General features: G+C 58.4%; 15 protein-coding genes. 6 read left to right on the forward strand and 9 right to left on the reverse strand.

Annotation, left to right across the window (positions count from 1 at the left end; genetic code table 11):
• The first annotated feature begins 13 nt into the window (after positions 1-13).
• The 5 genes from HMPREF9710_RS03880 (at position 14) to HMPREF9710_RS03900 (ending at position 6,849) form a co-directional block, all read left to right on the forward strand.
• Positions 14-265, forward strand: coding sequence for a hypothetical protein (locus HMPREF9710_RS03880; RefSeq protein WP_005664100.1), 252 nt, complete (start codon positions 14-16; stop codon positions 263-265).
• A gap of 75 nt (positions 266-340) precedes the next feature.
• Complete coding sequence (locus HMPREF9710_RS26910) at positions 341-1,390, forward strand: TnsA endonuclease N-terminal domain-containing protein (protein WP_229409720.1); 1,050 nt, start codon at positions 341-343, stop codon at positions 1,388-1,390.
• Positions 1,368-3,527, forward strand: coding sequence for a TnsB C-terminal domain-containing protein (locus HMPREF9710_RS03890; RefSeq protein ID WP_005664103.1), 2,160 nt, complete (start codon positions 1,368-1,370; stop codon positions 3,525-3,527). Before HMPREF9710_RS26910 ends, HMPREF9710_RS03890 begins: the two co-directional genes overlap by 23 nt.
• A gap of 42 nt (positions 3,528-3,569) precedes the next feature.
• Positions 3,570-5,078 carry an ATP-binding protein gene (locus HMPREF9710_RS03895; protein ID WP_005664104.1) on the forward strand — a complete coding sequence of 503 codons (1,509 nt, stop codon included), beginning with the start codon at positions 3,570-3,572 and terminating at the stop codon, positions 5,076-5,078.
• Positions 5,047-6,849 (forward strand): TnsD family Tn7-like transposition protein, encoded by a 1,803-nt coding sequence (locus HMPREF9710_RS03900; RefSeq protein ID WP_005664105.1) that lies wholly within the window; start codon positions 5,047-5,049, stop codon positions 6,847-6,849. The genes HMPREF9710_RS03895 and HMPREF9710_RS03900 overlap by 32 nt, the downstream gene beginning before the upstream one ends.
• A gap of 76 nt (positions 6,850-6,925) precedes the next feature.
• Here the strand turns inward: HMPREF9710_RS03900 and HMPREF9710_RS03905 are convergent, their stop codons facing one another.
• The 5 genes from HMPREF9710_RS03905 to HMPREF9710_RS03925 form a co-directional block, all read right to left on the reverse strand.
• On the reverse strand, positions 6,926-7,528 hold the full coding sequence (locus tag HMPREF9710_RS03905; protein WP_040774981.1) for a PIN domain-containing protein: 603 nt from the start codon (positions 7,526-7,528) through the stop codon (positions 6,926-6,928).
• A 537-nt stretch (positions 7,529-8,065) separates the two neighbouring features.
• The gene (locus HMPREF9710_RS03910) at positions 8,066-9,049 is read right to left on the reverse strand and encodes an IS5 family transposase (protein ID WP_005664107.1); all 984 of its coding nucleotides are present in this window, start codon (positions 9,047-9,049) and stop codon (positions 8,066-8,068) included.
• A gap of 280 nt (positions 9,050-9,329) precedes the next feature.
• A complete protein-coding gene (locus HMPREF9710_RS03915) occupies positions 9,330-10,706 on the reverse strand; it encodes a Dyp-type peroxidase (protein ID WP_005664108.1) in 1,377 nt (458 codons plus the stop codon).
• A gap of 1 nt (position 10,707) precedes the next feature.
• Positions 10,708-11,406 (reverse strand): hypothetical protein, encoded by a 699-nt coding sequence (locus tag HMPREF9710_RS03920; RefSeq protein WP_005664110.1) that lies wholly within the window; start codon positions 11,404-11,406, stop codon positions 10,708-10,710.
• 12 nt (positions 11,407-11,418) lie between these two features.
• On the reverse strand, positions 11,419-12,477 hold the full coding sequence (locus tag HMPREF9710_RS03925) for a catalase family protein (protein WP_040775587.1): 1,059 nt from the start codon (positions 12,475-12,477) through the stop codon (positions 11,419-11,421).
• 464 nt (positions 12,478-12,941) lie between these two features.
• Here HMPREF9710_RS03925 and HMPREF9710_RS26430 point away from each other — a divergent pair, with 464 nt between their 5' ends.
• Positions 12,942-15,545 (forward strand): hybrid sensor histidine kinase/response regulator, encoded by a 2,604-nt coding sequence (locus HMPREF9710_RS26430; RefSeq protein WP_169331312.1) that lies wholly within the window; start codon positions 12,942-12,944, stop codon positions 15,543-15,545.
• Here the strand turns inward: HMPREF9710_RS26430 and HMPREF9710_RS26915 are convergent.
• The 4 genes from HMPREF9710_RS26915 to istA all read right to left on the reverse strand — a co-directional run bounded on the left by HMPREF9710_RS26915 (position 15,480) and on the right by istA (position 19,351).
• Entirely contained in the window at positions 15,480-16,196 is a 717-nt protein-coding gene (locus HMPREF9710_RS26915) for an IS6 family transposase (RefSeq protein ID WP_005664115.1), read from the reverse strand. The two genes, HMPREF9710_RS26430 and HMPREF9710_RS26915, sit on opposite strands and share 66 nt — an antisense overlap.
• A 1-nt stretch (position 16,197) precedes the next feature.
• Positions 16,198-17,097, reverse strand: coding sequence for a PDDEXK-like family protein (locus HMPREF9710_RS03935; RefSeq protein ID WP_081589839.1), 900 nt, complete (start codon positions 17,095-17,097; stop codon positions 16,198-16,200).
• A gap of 392 nt (positions 17,098-17,489) precedes the next feature.
• Entirely contained in the window at positions 17,490-18,275 is a 786-nt protein-coding gene (gene istB, locus HMPREF9710_RS03940; RefSeq protein ID WP_005663619.1) for an IS21-like element helper ATPase IstB, read from the reverse strand.
• Positions 18,272-19,351 carry an IS21 family transposase gene (istA, locus tag HMPREF9710_RS03945; protein WP_005663623.1) on the reverse strand — a complete coding sequence of 360 codons (1,080 nt, stop codon included), beginning with the start codon at positions 19,349-19,351 and terminating at the stop codon, positions 18,272-18,274. The genes istB and istA overlap by 4 nt, the downstream gene beginning before the upstream one ends.
• Positions 19,352-19,432 lie beyond the last annotated feature (81 nt).

Genomic DNA, 19,432 nt, shown 5'->3' on the forward strand with positions numbered 1-19,432 from the left:
CATCAAGGCGTGGATGGGAGCGGCGAATTTCCTGACGAAGGGATTGGAACGTGTGAAGGCCGAGATGAGCCTATACGTGCTCGTCTATAACTTCAGTCGTTTGCTGAGACTGCTTGGCACGACCAGCATGATGGCGGCAATCCGGGTCTATGCCCGCTTCCTGCGGCGTTTTAACTCGCACTGGACGCTTCGTCTACTGACCCGGCCGAAAACAGCACGTGCAAATTACCGCGTGCCAGTGCGCTTCCTGGCGTTCCAAAATTGACGTAACCTGCCTACGAATGAGCCGGCTATTCAATCCCGCGTTTTTACACGGGCCTGGGTCGGAAGCGGACATACGTTGAACAACTACAACCAGCCAAACCCGGACGCGAAACTCATCAACCCCAGCGAGGGCGAACAAACGGACTCGACATTTAACCGCCTTGATTGCACGGTATCTCGGTATACACTGATCGAAGATCGCGGGGTGCGCCGGGCCAATGCTGTAATTGCTTCGGGCGAAATGATGAGACGGGTGCCGATTACTGCTGACGACGTCGCTAGATGGAAAACGCAAGGACTCGGCCTTGGGGAAGGTGCACACTACAAACCCTGGATCGACGTTCGATGTTTTTCGTCAAGAGGGCGGATGAGCCGTCGCCTTGGTGTCACGACAGGCAGGGTGCATCACCTCTTTTCCGATAACGAAAGTTGCTTCTTCCTGATGGCAGATTACGCAGCCGACGTCGTGGATATTCGTGAGCAGTTTCCATTGTTTCCTGAGTCGGCAACCCAACGCGTTGCATCATCGTTGGGTGTCCGTCACCCAAGCTATCCTCGAAGCCAAACGCCGATCGTCATGACGACGGATTTTCTGCTTACGAGGATTGATAAGTCCGGCAAGCGATACTTGGTAGCCTTTAGCATCAAAAGCGCGGACGATCTGCGCGGCCGAAGCCGGAAATCTGTGCTAACCAAACTGGAGATCGAGCGGCGGTATTGGCTTGTGCGCGGTATTCCATGGTACCTATTCACAAATGCCGAATTCGACAAGACCGTTATCGACAACTTGGAGTGGCTCAGTTACTTCATGGTGGAGCATGATATCGACCGTGATGCTTTCGAAGCGCACTTGCCCCGGTTTCTTGCGGCATTCAACACGCCATCGTTACAAGGGCTCATGCTTGCAGACCGCCTGCGTGAGTGCGCGGCAGTGTTCGCTGCCGCTGTTTCCCCTGAACTGGCGACGGACATGTTCCGCTATTGCGCCTGGCACAAATTGATCAACCTGGACCTGCGTGTGCCGATCGGTTTGCGTTGTATTCCGGTGGTCCTGCCCGTCGCATCTGACTCGCGATTCAGCTGTGCTCAAAAAGGTGGCTACAATGGATCTATTGTGTCCTGCTGAGGTATTCGAGCCGGTGCCGGGCGTAGTGGACACAGGCTTTACGTGTCCGCAGCGTGTTCTGTGGGTTGTGCCAGATGAAGATGTGCTCGTTGCCATCGGCATGCAAAAGTTTTTGAAGAAACCGGATGTGTATAGCCTGCAGGAGGTGATGGGACTCCTGAACGATGGCATGCTGCAGCGACTCGAAGTTAAGCTGAGGCCCTATCTGTTGCAGCCCGAGGAAGCGATCTTGCGCCGAAGCCTGGACGTTAGGGATCGAGCCTGGGCGATCATTGAACCTCTGGTGCGCGAAGACTGCATTCCCGACATTTATCTGCCCCCCACCCGTGGCCGCCTAATCCTGGCACGCGCTGCGGAATTGGGGCTCGACCCTAAGCAGGTATATCGGCCCTTGTACCGGTATTGGGCGTACGGGAGCTGTATCGACGCGCTGATTGCATGCTATGACTTGTGTGGGCCGTCTGGGCAGCGGCAGCAGGCGGGATCGAATAAGCGCGGCCGGCGGCCGGACCGGGTCAAACTGCAGGACGATCCATCGCTGCTCGGACCGTCGAGAGCCGATGTCCAAACGAAAATCATCAAGGGCATTCGTGCCTTCCTGAAGCCAGGTGTGACGATAAAGAAGGCTTGGGAAGACACCAAGCGGACATACTTTAAGACCGCCGAGATTGAGCACGGAAATCTGCTGATTCCAGTGCCACCTGAAGCACACGAAGCGCCGTCACTGCACCAGTTCAAGCAGGTCGTGAAGGAGATGAACCACGACTTTTCGCTTACCAAGCGCAACATCAGCACGACCACCTGGAACCTTAAGCATCGCGGAGTGCTGGGATCTTCCAGGGACAGGGTATTCGGGCCCGGGGCACGATTCGAGATCGACGCGACCATCGTGGACGTTTATCTGGTATCGGTGTTCAACCGCGCCTGGCTGATCGGGCGGCCCGTCCTGTATGTCGTGGTCGACGTCTTCTCCCGGATGGTAGTGGGCTTTTATCTTGGGCTCGAGGGTCCGAGTTGGGAGGGGGCCCGGTTGACATTATTCAATGCGTTCTCGGACAAGGCCGAATTCTGCCGGCAGTTGGGCATCGACATCAGTCCGGATCTTTGGCCATGCCGTCACCTGCCTCACAAGCTATTGTGCGACAACGGAGAGCTGAAATCCAAGGCGTCGGATGCGTTGCCGAAAGAGTTCGGTATCACCATCCAGAACGCCGCGGTTCGCAGGCCTGACTGGAAGCCTAATGTGGAGCAGCAGTTCAACCTCATCAATAATCACACCATCCATTTCGAACCGGGTGCGTTGAACCGCCGGCTGGACGAAATGAAACGACGCCACTGTTCGCTCGACGCTTCCCTGACACTGCCTGAGTTGAGTAGGATCCTGGCGTACAAGTTGATCGAGTACAACCTGTCTGCTTACCGCGCCGACGCACTACCCAATGAAATGCTGGGCGATAATCTCATGGATGCGACTCCGGTAACGGTTTGGAATTGGGGTATGGAGCACCTGACGGGTGGAGCGAAGGTGCTCGAAAAACAGAGGGTATGGACGAAGCTGTTACCTGCCGCAACGGCATCGGTCCGGCGTGATGGTATCTATTTTCATGGGCGCCGTTACGCGTGCGAGCGAGCTGTCCGCGAAGAATGGTTTGCACGGGCTAGAACGAACGGCAAGGTCGAACCGATTGAGATCCGTCATTTGCCGTATGCGCCCGCGTGCATCTGGATTCTTAACGCCACGTCACGAGAGTGGGAGCCCTGCGAACTGTTGGACAACAACGAGAAATACCGGCTAGCCCGTCTGGAAGAGATGCTTGATCGTGCCAAACTGCTTGGTTTAGAAGCGGACCAAAAGGCCTCGGACCTGCGGCAGGTGCGTGCCACGCTGGACGCCGAATGCGAAGCTATCACGGCGGCCGCAAAGAAAGCCGCAGCGCATGCCAAGCAGGGACTGACCAAGACCGAGAAAAAGGCGAATGTGCAGGCCAACCGGGCCTTCGAAAAAGCTGCGGAGCGAGTCGAACACGCGCGTGATGCGGCGCAGTCGTATTGCGATCCACCGGCGCAGGACAATGTGGTGAAGCTGCGCCCCGATATGCGAAAACAAAACCCGCTCGACGAAATATGGGGTCTGTAACCTGGGCCCACTCCGGGAGCGGTGGTTATAATGGAGCAGCCGATGAGTACCGAACATTCTTCTCCCACGTATGTCGAGCAGAATATCGCGGAGTATCGCGACAACCCGTTGATCGAGGCCCTGCCCCCAATCCTCACGGAGAAGGAAGCTGCGAGGGCGATGATCCTCCGTCCGCAGATCCAACCTGAAGAGCGTGCGATGTCGACCGAGGAGCGCTGGCACCTGCTTGCACGGCTCAAGTATGTCGTGATCCCGCGCCTGATTTTCTATGACGTCGAACGCACTATCTCGCGGCTACTCCGGGCGGGCTACGTTGTCCGCAATCCGATCGAAGCGGCGACCTGGCGCAGTATTTATACCGCCCAGGATCGCGAGCAGTGGCGAAACCTCGACTGGCAACTGATCCCGTGCGAATCGCAACTGCTCATCGTCGGACTGAGCGGGTCTGGAAAGACAACCTGCGCCGATGCGATTTTGCGAACCTACCCCCAACAGGTTATCCATCACGCGTCCTGGCGAGGGCGCCATCTGCCGATCACGCAACTGGTATGGCTGAAAGTGACCTGCCCCAAAAACGGTTCGATCTCGAGTTTCTGCCGTGAGTTCGCACGACAGGTCGATGCAGCTCTCGACACCGGCGGCAAATACGAAAAATTGTTCTCAAGGACTGGAATGCGTGAGGACATGCTGGAAGGCGCCATGCGCCAGATTGCTGCGACCCACTTCCTCGGCATCCTGATCATCGACGAAATTCAGCGGCTCAGTTTGCAGAAGACGCATGGCACAGCGCCGTTGCTACATTTCTTCCAGGATCTGCGCACGGTCCTTCGGGTGCCAGTCGTCGAAATTGGTACCAGCAAGGCAGCCAACCTGTTCACTAATGAGATGAAGGACGGCCGTCGGGCTTCGGAAAGCGGCCTGATCCAGTTCGAACGGCCGCCAAAGCGTGTGAAGGAGTGGGACGATTTCGTTCGACGCATCTGGACATATCAGTGGGTCCGGGAACCGCGAGATCCGGATGACGAGATGCTCGATACCGTTTTCGATCTCAGTCAGAGCATCCCCGATTTCGTCGTATTGCTCTTCAAGCTTGCACAGCAGCGGGCCATGCTCGATGGTACCGAAACGCTGACTCCGAAGCTCCTAAGGCAGACGTATGACGACGGGTTGGCATTGCTTCATCCCGCGATCAATGCGCTGCGCAAGAATACGACGAAGTCCCTGTCGCAATACGAGGATTTGCTGCCGGTCGACGAAGCTCTGGCGAAATTGCTCGAGTTTCCGAAACAGGTCACGGTCGTGCACGATTATCTCGACCAGCTGTTTCCGGTAACAAGTTCTGCCGCGCCGGTAGAGGGGACTGGGCAGAGCGTATCACCACAGCCGTATGACGGTAGCACCGAACCCGTCGATTCCGGTGCGGTCGATTCAGCACTACCGCCTGGGTATGTGGACATGCGGACCGCAGCGGACGCGGATGATCCGCACCAGTACCTGGTCGAGAAGGGGGTGATCAGTCATGAAGGCGTCAACCTGGGCGGCCGTCGATGAATGGGCGGCGAAACCATCCGCAGCCCTGGAAGCGAAGCCGGCAGGAAAAGCTGGCGATGTCATCGTGCCCGAAGAGACAATATTTGGCATTGTGTCCCGCTACCACGCATTGACTGGGCATCCGACTTCCGGGGACACGCTGATCGAATTGCTGAACCGGCGATGCGTTACCTTGGGCACGGCATTTCCCAGTGGCCTGAACCTGATCTCGAAAGATCTTCGGTTGCCGGTGAACACGATCGAGGAACTGATCGAAGGGCACACGATCCTCCCGTGCTTCAGGCCATTTATGCACCACGCCCACTATATACGGATTGCCGATTCGATGGCGACGGGTACGGCGAGTTGCACGAAAATCACCTTAGGACTGTTGGCGAGCCGCGTGGGAGCGGAAGATGTGCTGCGATTCTGTCCCGTCTGTGCTGGGACCGACTGCGAAACGATCGGCATTGCGACATGGTATCGCGCGCACCAGTTTCCAGGTGTTCTGGTTTGCCCTTATCACGGTGTTCCTCTCGTGGCATTCGACTGCTTGGCGCAGCGCCTGAAGCGCACACAGTTATTTCTTCCAGCTGCCGCCACGAAGTGGAATGCTCAGAAGTGCGCTGCGAAAGTAGACGATCGGGCTCTTGAAAAATTAGTGATCGTCTCGCGGCTCATTGCTCAGTTATTTTTGCTGCGGGGTGTGCCAGTCGATCCACTGACCTGGCGGAACCATTACCTCGCCCATTTGGTGGACCGGGACCTAGCCACGGCAAGCGTGAGGGTTCGTCAACGAGCATTGCAAAGCGCACTCCTCGATTTTTGGGGGACCATGAGGAACCTGTCCCCGTTTGATGGCATATTCGCGCGCTGCGCTGGGGACGATTCGTGGTTGACGAGTCTTTACCGTCGGCCTCGTGCTGCACACCATCCACTGCTGCATGTTCTGCTGATCGGATTTCTGGCCGAGAGCATGGAATCTTTTCTTTGGACCGACATGCCTTCTCCGGCGATCACTTCCGCACCTGATGAACAGGTGTACACAGCTACGGAATGCAAGATCGCCGCTTTAGCTGCCGATGGTCGGTCGATGCGTCAGGTGGCGAAAAAGCTCGGTTTGTCTGTCAACGCGGTCCTGGTCAAAGCGGGAAAAATCGGCATCAGCTTTACGCGCAGGCCCAAGAAGCTTGATGCCGCGGTCCGTTCGGAAGTGCGGTATGCCTTGGCGGCGGGCGATGCCATCGCGCATATTGTGAACACGACCGGGCTGTCAGCATCGACCGTAAATCGAATTCTAGGGGCGGATCTCAGCCTGCAAACTCAGCGTGCTGCCACCATGCGGGAGCAGCGGCAGGCACATGCCCGTGACAAGCTGCGCGCCGCTCTGGTCGCGTCACCATCAGCCGGATTCAAGGCGCTCCAGACTGCGTTGGGGGCCGACTTCATTTGGCTTTACCGGCACGACCGCGTCTGGCTCCGGGCTCAGCTTCCCACCACACTTCGGATTGTGGAGCGGACCTCGTCAGTTGATTGGTGCGCCCGCGACAGGACGATGGTGGAGCGCGTGAGGTTGGCGGCTGCAGAGATACTGGATCCGTCGAGATGCCCGAGGCGTGTGACCCTCAATGAGATTGGACGATGCACTGGCAACGCATCGTGGCTCGACAAGTACCTTGCACGGCTGCCCCGAACGGCAGAACTGCTGTCCCAAGTCCTTGAACCGGCTGCCGCGTTTCGGGTACGCCAGCTTGCGTGGCGTGAGAAACATACTGTAGACGCCCGAGATTAGAGTCGGGTTTTTTTTCAACAACAGGCGCATAGCGGAGGTTACAACGAAAAAAAGGCCGCTACTCTAAAGGTAAGTATTAGTTCGAGTTCGAGGTCGTGTATGTTACTTTTCCGGCAATGATCGACAAGTAATTAAGCCCCTGTAATGCGTTGATGACAGAAGAAACCTCGGAGTCCGTAAGCTGCTTTTGAAAATGAGCGGCAACAGAGCTTTGCAGAGTCTTTTCGGTTCGAGGTTTTGTTGAATTTGGCTGCTGCAACCTGCCAAGAAATGCGCGGGCTCGCTCCTCAGGCGTCTTCAAGTGCATAGTTTTCACCGCTGGGATTTCCTCGAGCGATGACCATCGACCACAGAAGATTTTTTGCTCTTTAAGATGCTGGATGAGCGGATCAAAGCCTGTATCCTTTGAAATTATGTGAAAGAAAGCGTCCGACTCGTCGCAGGAAATGCGTCCAATATAGTAGGCAATATGGAAGTCCAAAGCATTCGGTCCCACACCGGCAATCTTGATGTACTCCGCACGTTCACCCATCCGCTGCATAGCCGTTACTAAATCAAAGGGCAGCTTATTCTGCGTCGCTCCGACAAATACCTTGAGCCTAAAGTGGTCAGCCGCAAGGACACCCAGAGATGCCGGTTGAACGCTCTCAAAATCGATAAGGACTATATTTTTACGCAACTGGTCTCTTTCTATGGACTACTGACCGACCGTGGACGACGAAATTCTTCGACCGGCAGCATCCGGCTCCTCGGCCGTTGACTCACACAAGCTCGCGCCGTTGATGGGGTTGCGTCCTGCCGAGTTCAGTCTTTCTTTGGACCAAACTTGTTTGCCCCTTTAGAGTTCGACTTTTTCACTCCATGCGGGGGAAGGTACACTTTCCGATCACCCGATGGTTTAAGATCCTTGGGTTTTTTGTCGCCAAGGCCGAACAATTTTCCTAGAAAAGACATATAAATCCTCTTGTGTTGGCTACCGGCTATGCAGGCGTACCAATTAGTACCAGACTTTTCCTATCTCAAGCGTTTGAATTGAATTGCTCCAATAAACCGCGGAGGTCTTACTAAGAACTAAGGAAACGCTGATTAATTGACGATTTTTGCGTCTCCGAGGTTTTTTTGCGACGCGGTTGCGCTCCAGCTGCGATCTCGTTTTTAGAGATCACTACAGCCTGTTTTTATGCGATATAGCGGTATCCCTTGCGCCTTTTGGCGCTCAGGACGCAACTCGGGTTTCAGTGACCCTAAATCGCCGGCCAGCCAGCACTAAATTGGCGAAGCCAAACAGAGTAAACAGTTGCGCGGTGTTCTTCGCCAGGCCGCGGTAGCGCGTCTTCCGATGACGGAACAGGTTCTTGATGACATGGAACGGATGCTCGACTTTCGCGCGCACGCTGGCCTTCAAATGCTCCAGTTTTTCCGTCATGCGGCCCAGTTTGTTTTTGGGAAGCGCCTTGCGTTTGGAACGCTTCATGGCGACATGCCAGGTCACTGCTTTGCCAACATTTTCGGGGCGCTTCTCCACGCCCTGATAGCCTGCGTCGCCGAGTGCAGCGGTCTCGTCTCCATGCAAAAGCGCATGTGCTTGCGTCATGTCGGAGACATTGCCAGCCGTGCCCACGACGGTGTGCACCAGGCCAGACGCAGCATCAACGCCGATGTGCGCTTTCATCCCGAAGTGCCAGTCATTGCCCTTCTTCGATTGGTGCATCTCCGGATCACGCTTGCCATCCTTGTTCTTCGTCGATGGTGGCGCGGCGATCAGCGTGGCGTCAACAATGGTCCCCTCGCGCATCATCAGACCCTTTTCGGCGAGGTGTCGGTTGATCGTATCGAAGATCTGGCGCGTCAGATCTTTTGCTTCGAGCAGGTGACGAAACTTGAGCAGCGTCGTCGCGTCTGGCGCCGACTCGCGGCCCAAATCGATGCCGACGAAAGCGCGAATGGCCTGGCTGTCATAGATCGCATCTTCAATACCTTCGTCCGACAAACCGAAGCATTGTTGAGCCACATACATCCGCAGCATTCGCGCCAGCCCGATCGGTGGACGGCCAGCGCCTTCGACCTTCGGATAGAACGGCTCGACCAGTTTGTGCAGCATGCTCCACGGTGTCACGCTTTCGATCTCAGCGAGAAAAAGGTCGCGCCGCGTGAGCTTTTTCTTGGCGGCGTATTCGAGGTCGGAGAAGCTCTTTTGCATGATCGATGGCGGGCGAGGAACGTAGCGTCATTGTCTCAGGTTGCGGCACCGGCGGGAACCGGAGCGGCCGAATTAATCAGCGTCTCCTTAATACAGATAGAGGGCCTGCTGCGTCCGGAATCGTCATAACGATAGCCGCTCGCGGCTAAGGTAAGGCAGCGTGTCGCGCCCGCTCAACTGTGGCATCAACGGCACCCGACGATTGGCAAAGTACTCGAGCGAAGCGCGGGAGGCAAAATGCTTTCGTCTGATAGTGTAGGTCAGCAGTTGCGAGTCGTCCTTAGCTTGACCAGCCAGCCTCACCTATCCAGCGGAGCGCACCCAACGAGGGCATGAACAAGTACTCTCCGCCCTTCAGCCGGTTGAAAGTGGTCACGCCATCCAGCCGGCGCCGCACCGGCGCCTGCGGCATCGTGAAACTACCAGGCGTCTCGTGCAGGCCAACGATGGCGTCGCGCTCGGTGCCCAGGTCGATGAAATTGCCGCGGTTGATCCACTCCTGCTGAAGGAACTCGATGGTGTCATAGGCGCGCGCACTGATGAAGATGAAGAAGATGCCGCGTTCGTCTCGCGCATCATCGGCCGCTGTCACCTCGCGGCTCCACTTGGGGCCGAAGGTCGAGGAACGCCGGATGATGCGGTGGATGTTCACGTCGGTCAGGATCGTCAGGCTGCTGTCGCGCGGATTCAGGCGCCGCATGTGGGACGCGTGCGCGCAGACGAAGCCGCGCGGATCCTTCGAAAAATCGAAATCGTTGTTGCGGGCCGGGTCGGCGCCCAGTTCCGGGTCGTCGCGTTCGGGTGCCAGGATCAGGGGCGCCCCGCTGCGCCAGCGGCCGACCAGCTTGGCCGCCAGCAGCTCTTCGTCGGATTCGCTGGCGGCATGGCGGCATACGAAGTCGTTGAACGCACCGACCTGACTGGCGTACTTGCGCATCACCACGAAAGAACCGTTGCGTCCGAGTTCGGGCGGATCCGGCATCGCCACCGGCGCTCCGGTCTCGCTGTTTTCGCCGAGGATGAATTCGCCGGCCGCGATCGCGCGTTCCTGGCCAGGCAGCGCATCGACGCCGCTGCCGGCAACCGCTGGCTGCGAAATCGAATCGCGGAAGCCGAAGGGGTTTTTGGCATCGGCATCAGCGCCGAATGTGTGGGTACCGAGCAAAGTCACGCCGTGCGAGCGCGCCAGTTCGCCCATGGCCTTAGCGCGCGCTGTTTCGAGCGCGGCGTCGTCGCGTGCATAGATCGTCAGCGCCAGGTGGCAGGCGCCGGGGCGGAACGCTTCATCCCAGTGTTCGGGCGCATTGACGTCGACGTCGCGCAACTGCTCGGCGCGCGCCGCCATGCCTTGCTGGAAAGGCAGCGGAAAACTCTTGAGCGAGGATTCCGGCAGACCCAGCGCCTTCAAGCCCTCGAAGCTGAGCGCGGCGCCGGTCCAGGCATCGCGGTCGTCGGTCCAGCCGGCCGCAGAAGGGATGTGGGCGGCCAGACGGCGCACCAGGTCGCGTCCTCCTTCCTCATCCTCGAAATGCAGCATCGCGTGGATGCCGACATAGGGTTCGGGACGAGAACGCAGGATCAGGGCCTGGATGTCGTCTAGGGCCAGCGTCACCCGTTCACGCTGGAAGCGCGCTTTCAGATCGTTGAGCAGGCCCATGTCAGTAATCCACCCCTTCTGGCTGCGAGATCGTGGCAGTGAGGGTGTCCAGCGCCTTGCGTGTCGCCTCGTCCGCAGGCGGATGCGGGGCCATGGCGTCGAAGAAGGTGTCCAGCGCCTTTTCCATCCGCTGGTAGCGGCGGGTGTCGACCACGGTCACCTGCGGATTGGCGACAAACCAGCCGGCGGCGTCGATCTGGTGCGATGCGATGAAGTCTTTCACCTTCGGGCTGGTGATGCCGGGCCAGCCCTCCACGTTCGCGAATAGCAGGTCCATCAGTTCTGGAATCTTGGTCGCGAAGTCATTGATGTAGCTGTCCCAGTCGCCGTCATAGGTGGTGGCGAACAGGATGCGTGTGTCGTTGTCGAAGAAAACAAAGCGCATGTCGTGCAAGGTAGAGACGCGCTGGGCGCCATCCATATTGCCGTTGGTGAGATCAAAGATGCGGCGCAGACGGTCGGCGCCGCCCGGCTTAAGCGGCGCGATGGCCGTCAGCTCGGACACGTTCCCGGACTGTTTGCCGGCGCGCCCGGCCGATCTGGCGCTGCCTTTCAGGTCGGGATTGTGCTTGCGCACCATCGCTTCCAGTGCGATCTTGGCAAGATGCGGCGCGTCGTGCGCAACCGCGTCGATGCGGCGCCTGACTTCCTGCAGCCAGGTTTCGTCGTCCAGGCGCGGGTCGGTGGTCTTGTCGGTCATGGTTCTGGCTCCTCAGTCTGGGATGTCGGAAGGCTGCGATGGCTCCGTGCGCGGACGCGCATTCATCGTGTGCCGATACGCGCTCGAACGCTCGTAGGCCGCGCGCCGGATGCGCATGATGCCGCCCAGCGGCCGGTGCGCCTCGATGCCGTTCCAGGGGTTGAAGGAAAGGACGTCATCGCCAACCACCTGGCGCTGCGGCGTCGCGGTGGGCTGCGGCGGGAAGCGCAGCGTGGCGATGGGACGGTGCGGGGAACGCTCCTCACTCCACCGTACGGCGGCATCCTCAACCGGCATCGCCGCCAGGTCGACGCACAGTTGCGCCGACAGTTCGTATTCGGCGCCATATTCGGCAAAGAAGGCGCTGACGGCGTCGCGCATGCAGGCATCATGCACCTGGCTCAGCGGCTGGCCGGCCAGCGCGCGCACCTCCGCCGACTTAGGCGCGAGCGCGAGCTTGGCAATGTAGTCGCCGAAGCGGATCGCCGCCTGCGTGTGGTAAGTCTCGCCGAGCGGATGGTGGTTGTCGCGCGCCAGGCCTTCGAGCGTGGCGCCCGGTTCCATGCCCAATGCCTGCACCAGCTCCTTCGCGCCGCGCGCGGTGCCGGCCACCAGCCGTTGGAAGGTATCCGGCGCGTGCGCGTTGGCTTCGAGCAGCGCCAGCATCTGCTTGTACTTCGGGATGGTGCCGAAGGCAAGCACCGGAAAGTTCACCATCAGAAAATCCTGGTTGGCGCCGGCGATGCCGGACGACAGGCGCTCGCCCTCGACGCCCATCACCTTGAGCGCGAAGCCGCGTGGCGCCGGAATCTTGTCGGAGTGGATGTCGCCGGGCGCCGAGGACAGGCGCGCGACGACGTGGTAGACACGCGCCTCGGCGAAGATTCCCTGGCGCAGCTCGGGTGGCAGATCCGCATGCACCTCCAGTTCGCCGACCAGCAGGCCGTTCGACTTGGCATGGGCGTCGCGGATTGCATGGCGGTGGCGCTCGAAGGCGCGGCCGTTGGCGGCCGCCATTTGTTTGACGATCTCGTCGGTCAGGCGGGCTTCGTCTTCAGAAACTGTTTCCACATCGGCGTAGTACGGAACAGGACGCAAAGCGATAATCCCTCAGAAAGTTGCATTAAAAACATCATTGATGCATATCTTACGAGATAGTTTGTTGCACTGCAACCGAGAGTACACTCTATCGTGCAGCTTGACGCTATAACTCCCTGAACTTTACCGTGAAAGATCGTGAGCAAAAGCAAACGGCCAAAAGAGCACTGATTTTGATTGCTGATTAGTCGAATTGAGCGCTCGGGTTCAGCCAAGCCGAAAGCAGTAACGCGCTTAAGTACGTCTAACAAAACCCTCCGCTTCCCAGCAGAGCAACATGGGCGTTACACTGTGCCTTAACGAACTTCCGTAGCCAGAGAACGGAAGTTCAATGTACCGATCGGCAACCGTGCGTTCCCGGTCGAGGGAAACGCGGACTGCCTGTAGTATGGGCACTTATGGCTCATAGCACAGACATCGTGAACATGGAAACGAACTTGCGTTCCCCAGCAGCAACTGAACCGGATTTCAGCGCGCTATTCGACGCCACACCATCTCCTTATCTGGTGCTGTCATCAGACCTCCGTATTGTTTCAGTCAACCGTGCTTATCTCCGTGCGACCAGTACAGTCCGTGAAGATATCCTCGGCAAGGGTATTTTCGAGGTTTTTCCCGACAACCCTGCGGACTCAGCCGCTAACGGCGTTGAAAAGCTGGAGGCGTCGCTCCTGCGCGTGTTGCAAACCAGGTCTGCAGACACGATGGCTATCCAAAAATATGACATTCGGGTGCCAGGGCCGCATGGCACATGTTTCGAGGAGCGCTATTGGATCCCGATTAACACCCCGGTTTTTGGTGCCGATGGGGAGGTAACACACATCATTCACCGCGTCGAAGACGTTACCGAATTTGTCAGGGCGAAAGACAATACCGCTCGCATGGTATGCAAGATCGACGATCAAGCAATTGAAATCGAGATTGCAAACAGGCGTCTGCGAGAAGCGAACGACACACTCGAGCAACGTGTGATGGCACGAACCGAAGCGCAACGCTTAACGGAAGAAAAACTCCGTGCAAGCGAACTTCGCTTTCGGCTGATGGCCGATTCCATTCCTCAGATGGTCTGGATCATTGACGAGAGCGGTCGAATCATATATTTCAACAAGCAGTGGTCTGCCTATACCGGCGTCGTCTCGGACAACAATACACTTGATGAGATTTCTGGGAAATTCTTACATCCCGACGATCAGGGTATCACCATGAAGGCGTGGGAGCTTGCCAAAAGAAGCGAGAAGAATTTCGGGGTCGAACACCGTATCCGATCAGCCTCAGGCGAATACCGCTGGTTCCTGGCGCGTGCGGAGCCTTACCGAGACCCTCAGTCGGACCAGATTGTCATGTGGTTCGGTACATCTACCGATGTCCACGACCGCAAACTGGCCGAGGCTGCGCTGAGCGAGCGCGAGGAACAGCTGCGACTAGCGATCGATGCGGCGGACGTCGGCGAGTGGGACGTCGACATGGAAACCGGAACCATGTATTGGCCGCCCCGCGTGAAGGCCATGTTCGGGATATCGGCTGCCTCTTCGGTCACGCTGCAGGACTTTTACGATGGAGTCCACCCGGACGATCGCGAGCGTACGTTGACTTCGTTTGCAAACACTGCTGATCCGCAATTGCGCGTCCAATACGAGGCTGAATACAGGACGATAGGCAAGGAAGACCAGCTCATTCGCTGGGTTGCTGCAAAAGGCCGGGGTCTGTTTAACGAGTCGGGTAAATGCGTACGCATCATCGGTACGGCCATCGACATCACCAAACGCAAGGCAGATGAAGAAGCATTGCGCGAAAGTGAGGAACGCCTACGGCAGGCTGACCGGATAAAGGACGAGTTCCTGGCAATGCTTGCCCATGAGTTGCGCAATCCGCTTGCTCCCATCATCGCTGCCGCCGAGCTGCTACAGCTGGGGAAGCTGAACGATGAACGTGTTCAGCGCACCAGCCAGATCATCGGCAGGCAAGTACGTCATATGACCAGCCTGGTGGATGACTTGTTAGATGTGTCACGGGTTACCCGTGGCTTGGTAGAGCTGGACAACGCGCCGGTCGACATCAACCACATCGTTGCTGATGCCATGGAGCAGGTCACCCCATTGATCCGTACGCGGCGCCATCATCTGGAAGTGCATCTGACTCCGAATGCAACGATCGTACTAGGAGACAGGAAACGGTTGGTACAAGTGCTTGCCAACGTGCTCAATAACGCCGCCAAGTACACGTACGAAGGCGGCAAAATCCGATTGCGGACTGATGTTCGTGACTCGCGCGTACTCATTGAGGTAGCGGATAACGGCATTGGCATGGCACCCGACCTGGTATCGCGAGCCTTCGACCTGTTTGCGCAAGCCGAGCGCTCGTCTGACCGATCCTCTGGAGGGCTGGGCCTTGGGCTCGCGCTAGTCAAGAGTCTTGTTGGACTACACCATGGTACGGTAACGTGCGAAAGCGCCGGGGTCGACAAGGGCAGCAAGTTCACCATCTGCCTGCCTCGCCTGTGCCAGCAGGAAGACAAGCTACGAACAGGACAATCCGCCGAAGCCGGGCTGTCGAAGCAAGCGCAGAGCCTGCGCATCATGGTGGTGGACGACAACGTGGATGCAGCGGCGATGCTAGCCATGTTGCTGGAAGCGTCAGGTCACCAGGTAACCGTAGAGCATGACGCGCGCCGGGCGCTGGCACGAGCCAAGGCCGACGTCCCGCAGGTGTGCCTGCTTGATATCGGCCTGCCGGAAATGAATGGCAACGAATTGGCGCAGCAGCTACGCGCCTGTCCCGAGACCGCCAAATCGGTGCTGATCGCTGTTACCGGCTATGGCCAGGAAAAAGACCGAGAGCAATCGCTGGCTGCAGGATTCGACCATCACCTCGTCAAGCCTGTCGATATCAAGACGCTCACGTCCAAACTTGACGCGATTGGTGGCTCTGGTGCAAATTATGGACAAAGGTACGCCAACCTGCCGGTGCGCCGGCTGAGTTTACGCAGCCAGAACAGCTGCCCAGATTTCGGACGAAGTTTGCCCCTGAGTTCCCAGACCTCGTAGGTCGAACTGCCCTTTGCGAATGCGATGCATGAGCTCAATGCCTTGTATTGTCGTGGTAGCGGAAGTGAAGCTTTTCAACCCCAGCATCGGTCCAAGTCTGGATTTGACATTGCGATGGTCCTGCTCGATCAGATTGTTTAGATATTTTGACGAGCGAAGCTTCGTCAAGTCAGGAAGACGTCCCTGCTCTTGAAGTTCGCGAACGGCACGGTGGGAAGCGGCATAACCGTCCAGCGTAATAGTCTCGGGTAACCGGCCTTGAGAACGTATTGCTTTACGAAAGAATGCCTTGGCCGAAGCGACGTTGCGCCGCGGGCTGAGCCGGAAGTCGACGGTATTGCCGGTCGAGTCGACAGCCCGGTAGAGATAAGCCCACTGGCCGCGGATCCTGACGTAGGTCTCGTCCACCCGCCAGGAGGTGCCAGCCGACGTCGCGAAGCGGCTCCAGCGTTTGTCGAACTCCGGTGCGTACCGCTGAACCCAACGCAGGATTGTTGTGTGAGCGATCGGCATGCCTCGCTCAGCCATCATCTCGACCAGGTCTCGGTACGACAGCTTATAACGCAGGTACCAGCGCACGCAAAGGATGATGATCTCTTGTTCGAAGTGTCGGCCCTTGAACAGGTCGCTCGTGCTCGCGTGACTACGCATGTCAGGCAAAGGCCGTCATTCTAGCTGAGCTGCAGGTTTGCACCAGAGCCAATAGTTGCTGCCTCGGATCCTTTTTCTTCGAGAAGATCTCGGCGGCCAGGTTGGTGCGCGATGCTTTGTCCCGGTTCCATGCAGCCATCACCGCAAAGACCGTCGGATGGGCGAGCACCATGTCGAGCAGGTGATGCTCATCAATGCCGGGGAGATCGTCGCCGGCGCCATTGCGGTCGATCGCGAGACGGAACTCGCGAATTGACTGGCGTGGTTCGTCACCCAGCCACGAAGCCTGTTCCGCGATCGCCAGTTCCTCGATAAGCCAATCGTAGTCCAGTCCGATCCACTCCGCGCTGCTTGGCTGCATGCCATTCATGTCGAGATAGACATGCACGCGTTGCCAGTCCTTGAAACGCGTGGCCAGGGCTTTCTGATAACGCTTCAATTGCGTAGGCGACTCCCGGGCGCCAACTTTGTTCTCGATTGCCACCAGCAGCTTCATGCCGGGAACGAGCACAAGCACGTCGAGGCGGCCGGAGTCCTGTGTCAGGACGACCTCGCGATCGATCACGACGTCGGCAAACGACTGTATCGCCATCTGGCTAGGTGCGATACGGCGCCGCGGCACGAGCGGCAAGGCGGTGCTCGAGGCGGTGTCCCAGCAAGCGGTTAACAAGCGGCGTAGTACTGCAGCGTTCAGGCCGTGTCCTTGGCTCGGATCTAGCAACCATGCGAGAAATCGGGAGACCGGGATCTCGCTCGGATAACAAATTTGGAGCGGACGCGACTCGCGGGACGCCTCAATGGCACCCTGGACAGTGCGATCAGCAAAAAAACGGTCGATATCGGCGGCAAGTGTCATCGCGGTCGCTTCATGGAAAAGGGGAGATTCTATCTGGTCGCGCATTGTCTAGGCATAAGTCGCGCGCAGGAAATAAGGCCGTACCGGCAAGCGCCGGTATGATAGTGCTCCGCTTTATAGTGCTGAAAGCGCCCGAAGAGGTAATCCCGGTAACTCGAAAAACATGCAGCAGATGCTGACATTCTACAGCCTCGGCTGCTGAATTGATGTTGCGGGGCCGAAGCAAGGGATGCCGCCCCGCCCCCACGTTACTTGCCCTTTGGCTGATTATTGCCCCGGCCACTACCGGACGGATTGCCAGTCTTGCTTGGTGCGTTTTCGAGTGCTGCCATAATTTTCTCCTTGAATATTGTCAACGGCGATTGAAAACTGATACAGATTTCGTCGTCCCAGCGATTTAAAACTGATACACCGCCGTCGCCGAACACCGTCCGTGTTCAGCCCATTTCTGCAACATCGCTCCCCCTCATCATCCCGGCCTGTCGCTGGTGCTTCAGCCGGTAGCTCTCACCTGCAATCGGCACGATATGCGCATGGTGCAGCAGCCGGTCGAGCAGGGCCGCGGTGAGCGTCGTATCCTGCGCAAAGGTCGTGTCCCATTGTCCGAACGGCAGGTTACTGGTCACGATCAGGCTGCTGCGCTCATACAAGGCCGCGATCACCTGGAAGAACAGGTTGGCCTGTTCCCGGTTCATCGGCAAGTAACCTATCTCGTCGATGATCAAGAGCCGATATGCCTTGATCGCGCGGTGCATCACCGCTTTCAAATTGTTCTGCGTATGCGCCGTCGTCAGTGCCAGCATGAGGTCGGCCGCCGTCGTGAAGCGCGTCTTGATGCCGGCCTGCGTGGCCTTGTAACCCAGTGCCATCGCCAGGTGCGTTTTGCCTACACCGCTCGGCCCGACCAGTACCACGTTCTCATGCCGCTCGACGAATCCCAGGCCGGCCAGCTCCTCGACTTGGCTGCGCTTTACGCCTTTGGCGAAGTCATAGTTAAATTCGTCCAGCGTCTTCACCACGGGGAATCCTGCCAGACGGGTCATCGTGTTTTGCTTGCGCACGTTGCGCCCAGCTGCTTCCTCCCTCAGCAGCCCCTCCAGGAAGTCGCTGTAGGCCATCTCCTGTTTCGCTGCTTTCTGGGTTGCGGCGCCGTAGCCCTGTGCCACGAACGGCAGGTTCAGGCTCTCGCACAACGCCGCGATACGCTCATGCTGCAGGTTCATGCCGCCACCCCTTCCGATACCCGCACCAGCAGCGCGTCATACACCTGCAACGGATGCTGTACCGGAGAAGGTTGCGCGATCCGCTCCACCACTGCTGCCGGCCGCGGCGCCGCAGGTGCTGCAGCAGCCGGCTGCGGCCTGGCTGCCGCGATGTCCGCCCGCCACGGTGCCGGCAGCGCTTGCAGGTGCTCCACTTCCCGCTTCAAGGCTTCGGCTGGCGGTTCTCCGGTCGTGCCGTGGATGCGCGCATTGGCCACTTCGCGCAGCCAGTGGGCCACCTCGACGTTGGCCGTCACGACGTCGAGCTTCTGGCCGCTCTGTGCCAGCCGGCTCGCCAGCGGCACATAGAACGATCGGCGCAGGTAGCCGTTGAACCGCTCGACCTTACCCTTGGTCTTGGCCCGGTACGGCTGGCACAGCTTGATCACGAAGCCGCTATGCCTGGCATAGTCCAGGAAGCCGGCGTGGAAGCGGTGCTCGCCCTCACCGTACGCATCGCGCTCCAGTACCACCGTCTTCATATTGTCGTACAGGACCCGCCGCGTCACGCCGCCGAACGCTGCAAAGGCGCGCTCGTGGCAGGCGATCAGGGTATCCACCTTCATGTTGTTGACGAACTCCACGTAGCTGGCCCGGCTAAAGCCGAGCGTCGCGCAGAACGCGTGCAATGGCGCGCTGCCTTTACGAAATTCGACCCAGTCCACCTGCAGCTGCTCACCCATCGCCGTCTCGAAACGCACCACCGGATCGGCGGGAGGCGCCGGGCGCAAGGTGCGCACGAAGGCCCTCAACTGGCTCATGCCGCCCTCGTAGCCGCGCGCGGCAATCTCGCGGTACAGCACGGTGGCTGGAATCACGTCGGGCTGAGCAGCTTGCTGCCGATCCCTCAGGTACTGCTCGAACTGCGCCAGCTTCGTCTGGCGTTTGACTTTGCGTTCGTACTTCGGCACGGCCTCCAGGGCCAGGTGCCGGCGCACCGTGTTCACTGCACAGCCTACCTCGGCGGCGATCTGCCGAAGGCTTAACCCATGCTTCTTCAGTAGTTGGATTTCCACGTACACCTCTTTGGGTTTCAAGGCCGCTCCGCAAAGCGGCCATCTTCTCAAAATGGTGTATCAGTTTTCAATCGCTGCCTGTATCAGTTTACAACCGCTGCT

The sequence above is a fragment of the Massilia timonae CCUG 45783 genome, from assembly GCF_000315425.1.
In the GTDB taxonomy this organism is placed as follows: domain Bacteria; phylum Pseudomonadota; class Gammaproteobacteria; order Burkholderiales; family Burkholderiaceae_D; genus Telluria; species Telluria timonae.

What these genes read in the sequence shown, in the direction of transcription:
- HMPREF9710_RS03900 (WP_005664105.1), top strand. Translation starts at nt 5,047, where the DNA reads ATGAAGGCGTCAACCTGGGCGGCCGTCGATGAATGGGCGGCGAAACCA.
- HMPREF9710_RS03895 (WP_005664104.1), top strand. Translation starts at nt 3,570, where the DNA reads ATGAGTACCGAACATTCTTCTCCCACGTATGTCGAGCAGAATATCGCG.
- HMPREF9710_RS26915 (WP_005664115.1), bottom strand. Translation starts at nt 16,196, where the DNA reads ATGCGTAGTCACGCGAGCACGAGCGACCTGTTCAAGGGCCGACACTTC.
- HMPREF9710_RS03935 (WP_081589839.1), bottom strand. Translation starts at nt 17,097, where the DNA reads ATGCGCGACCAGATAGAATCTCCCCTTTTCCATGAAGCGACCGCGATG.
- istB (WP_005663619.1), bottom strand. Translation starts at nt 18,275, where the DNA reads ATGAACCTGCAGCATGAGCGTATCGCGGCGTTGTGCGAGAGCCTGAAC.
- HMPREF9710_RS03890 (WP_005664103.1), top strand. Translation starts at nt 1,368, where the DNA reads ATGGATCTATTGTGTCCTGCTGAGGTATTCGAGCCGGTGCCGGGCGTA.
- HMPREF9710_RS03910 (WP_005664107.1), bottom strand. Translation starts at nt 9,049, where the DNA reads ATGCAAAAGAGCTTCTCCGACCTCGAATACGCCGCCAAGAAAAAGCTC.
- HMPREF9710_RS03915 (WP_005664108.1), bottom strand. Translation starts at nt 10,706, where the DNA reads ATGGGCCTGCTCAACGATCTGAAAGCGCGCTTCCAGCGTGAACGGGTG.
- HMPREF9710_RS03920 (WP_005664110.1), bottom strand. Translation starts at nt 11,406, where the DNA reads ATGACCGACAAGACCACCGACCCGCGCCTGGACGACGAAACCTGGCTG.
- HMPREF9710_RS03880 (WP_005664100.1), top strand. Translation starts at nt 14, where the DNA reads ATGGGAGCGGCGAATTTCCTGACGAAGGGATTGGAACGTGTGAAGGCC.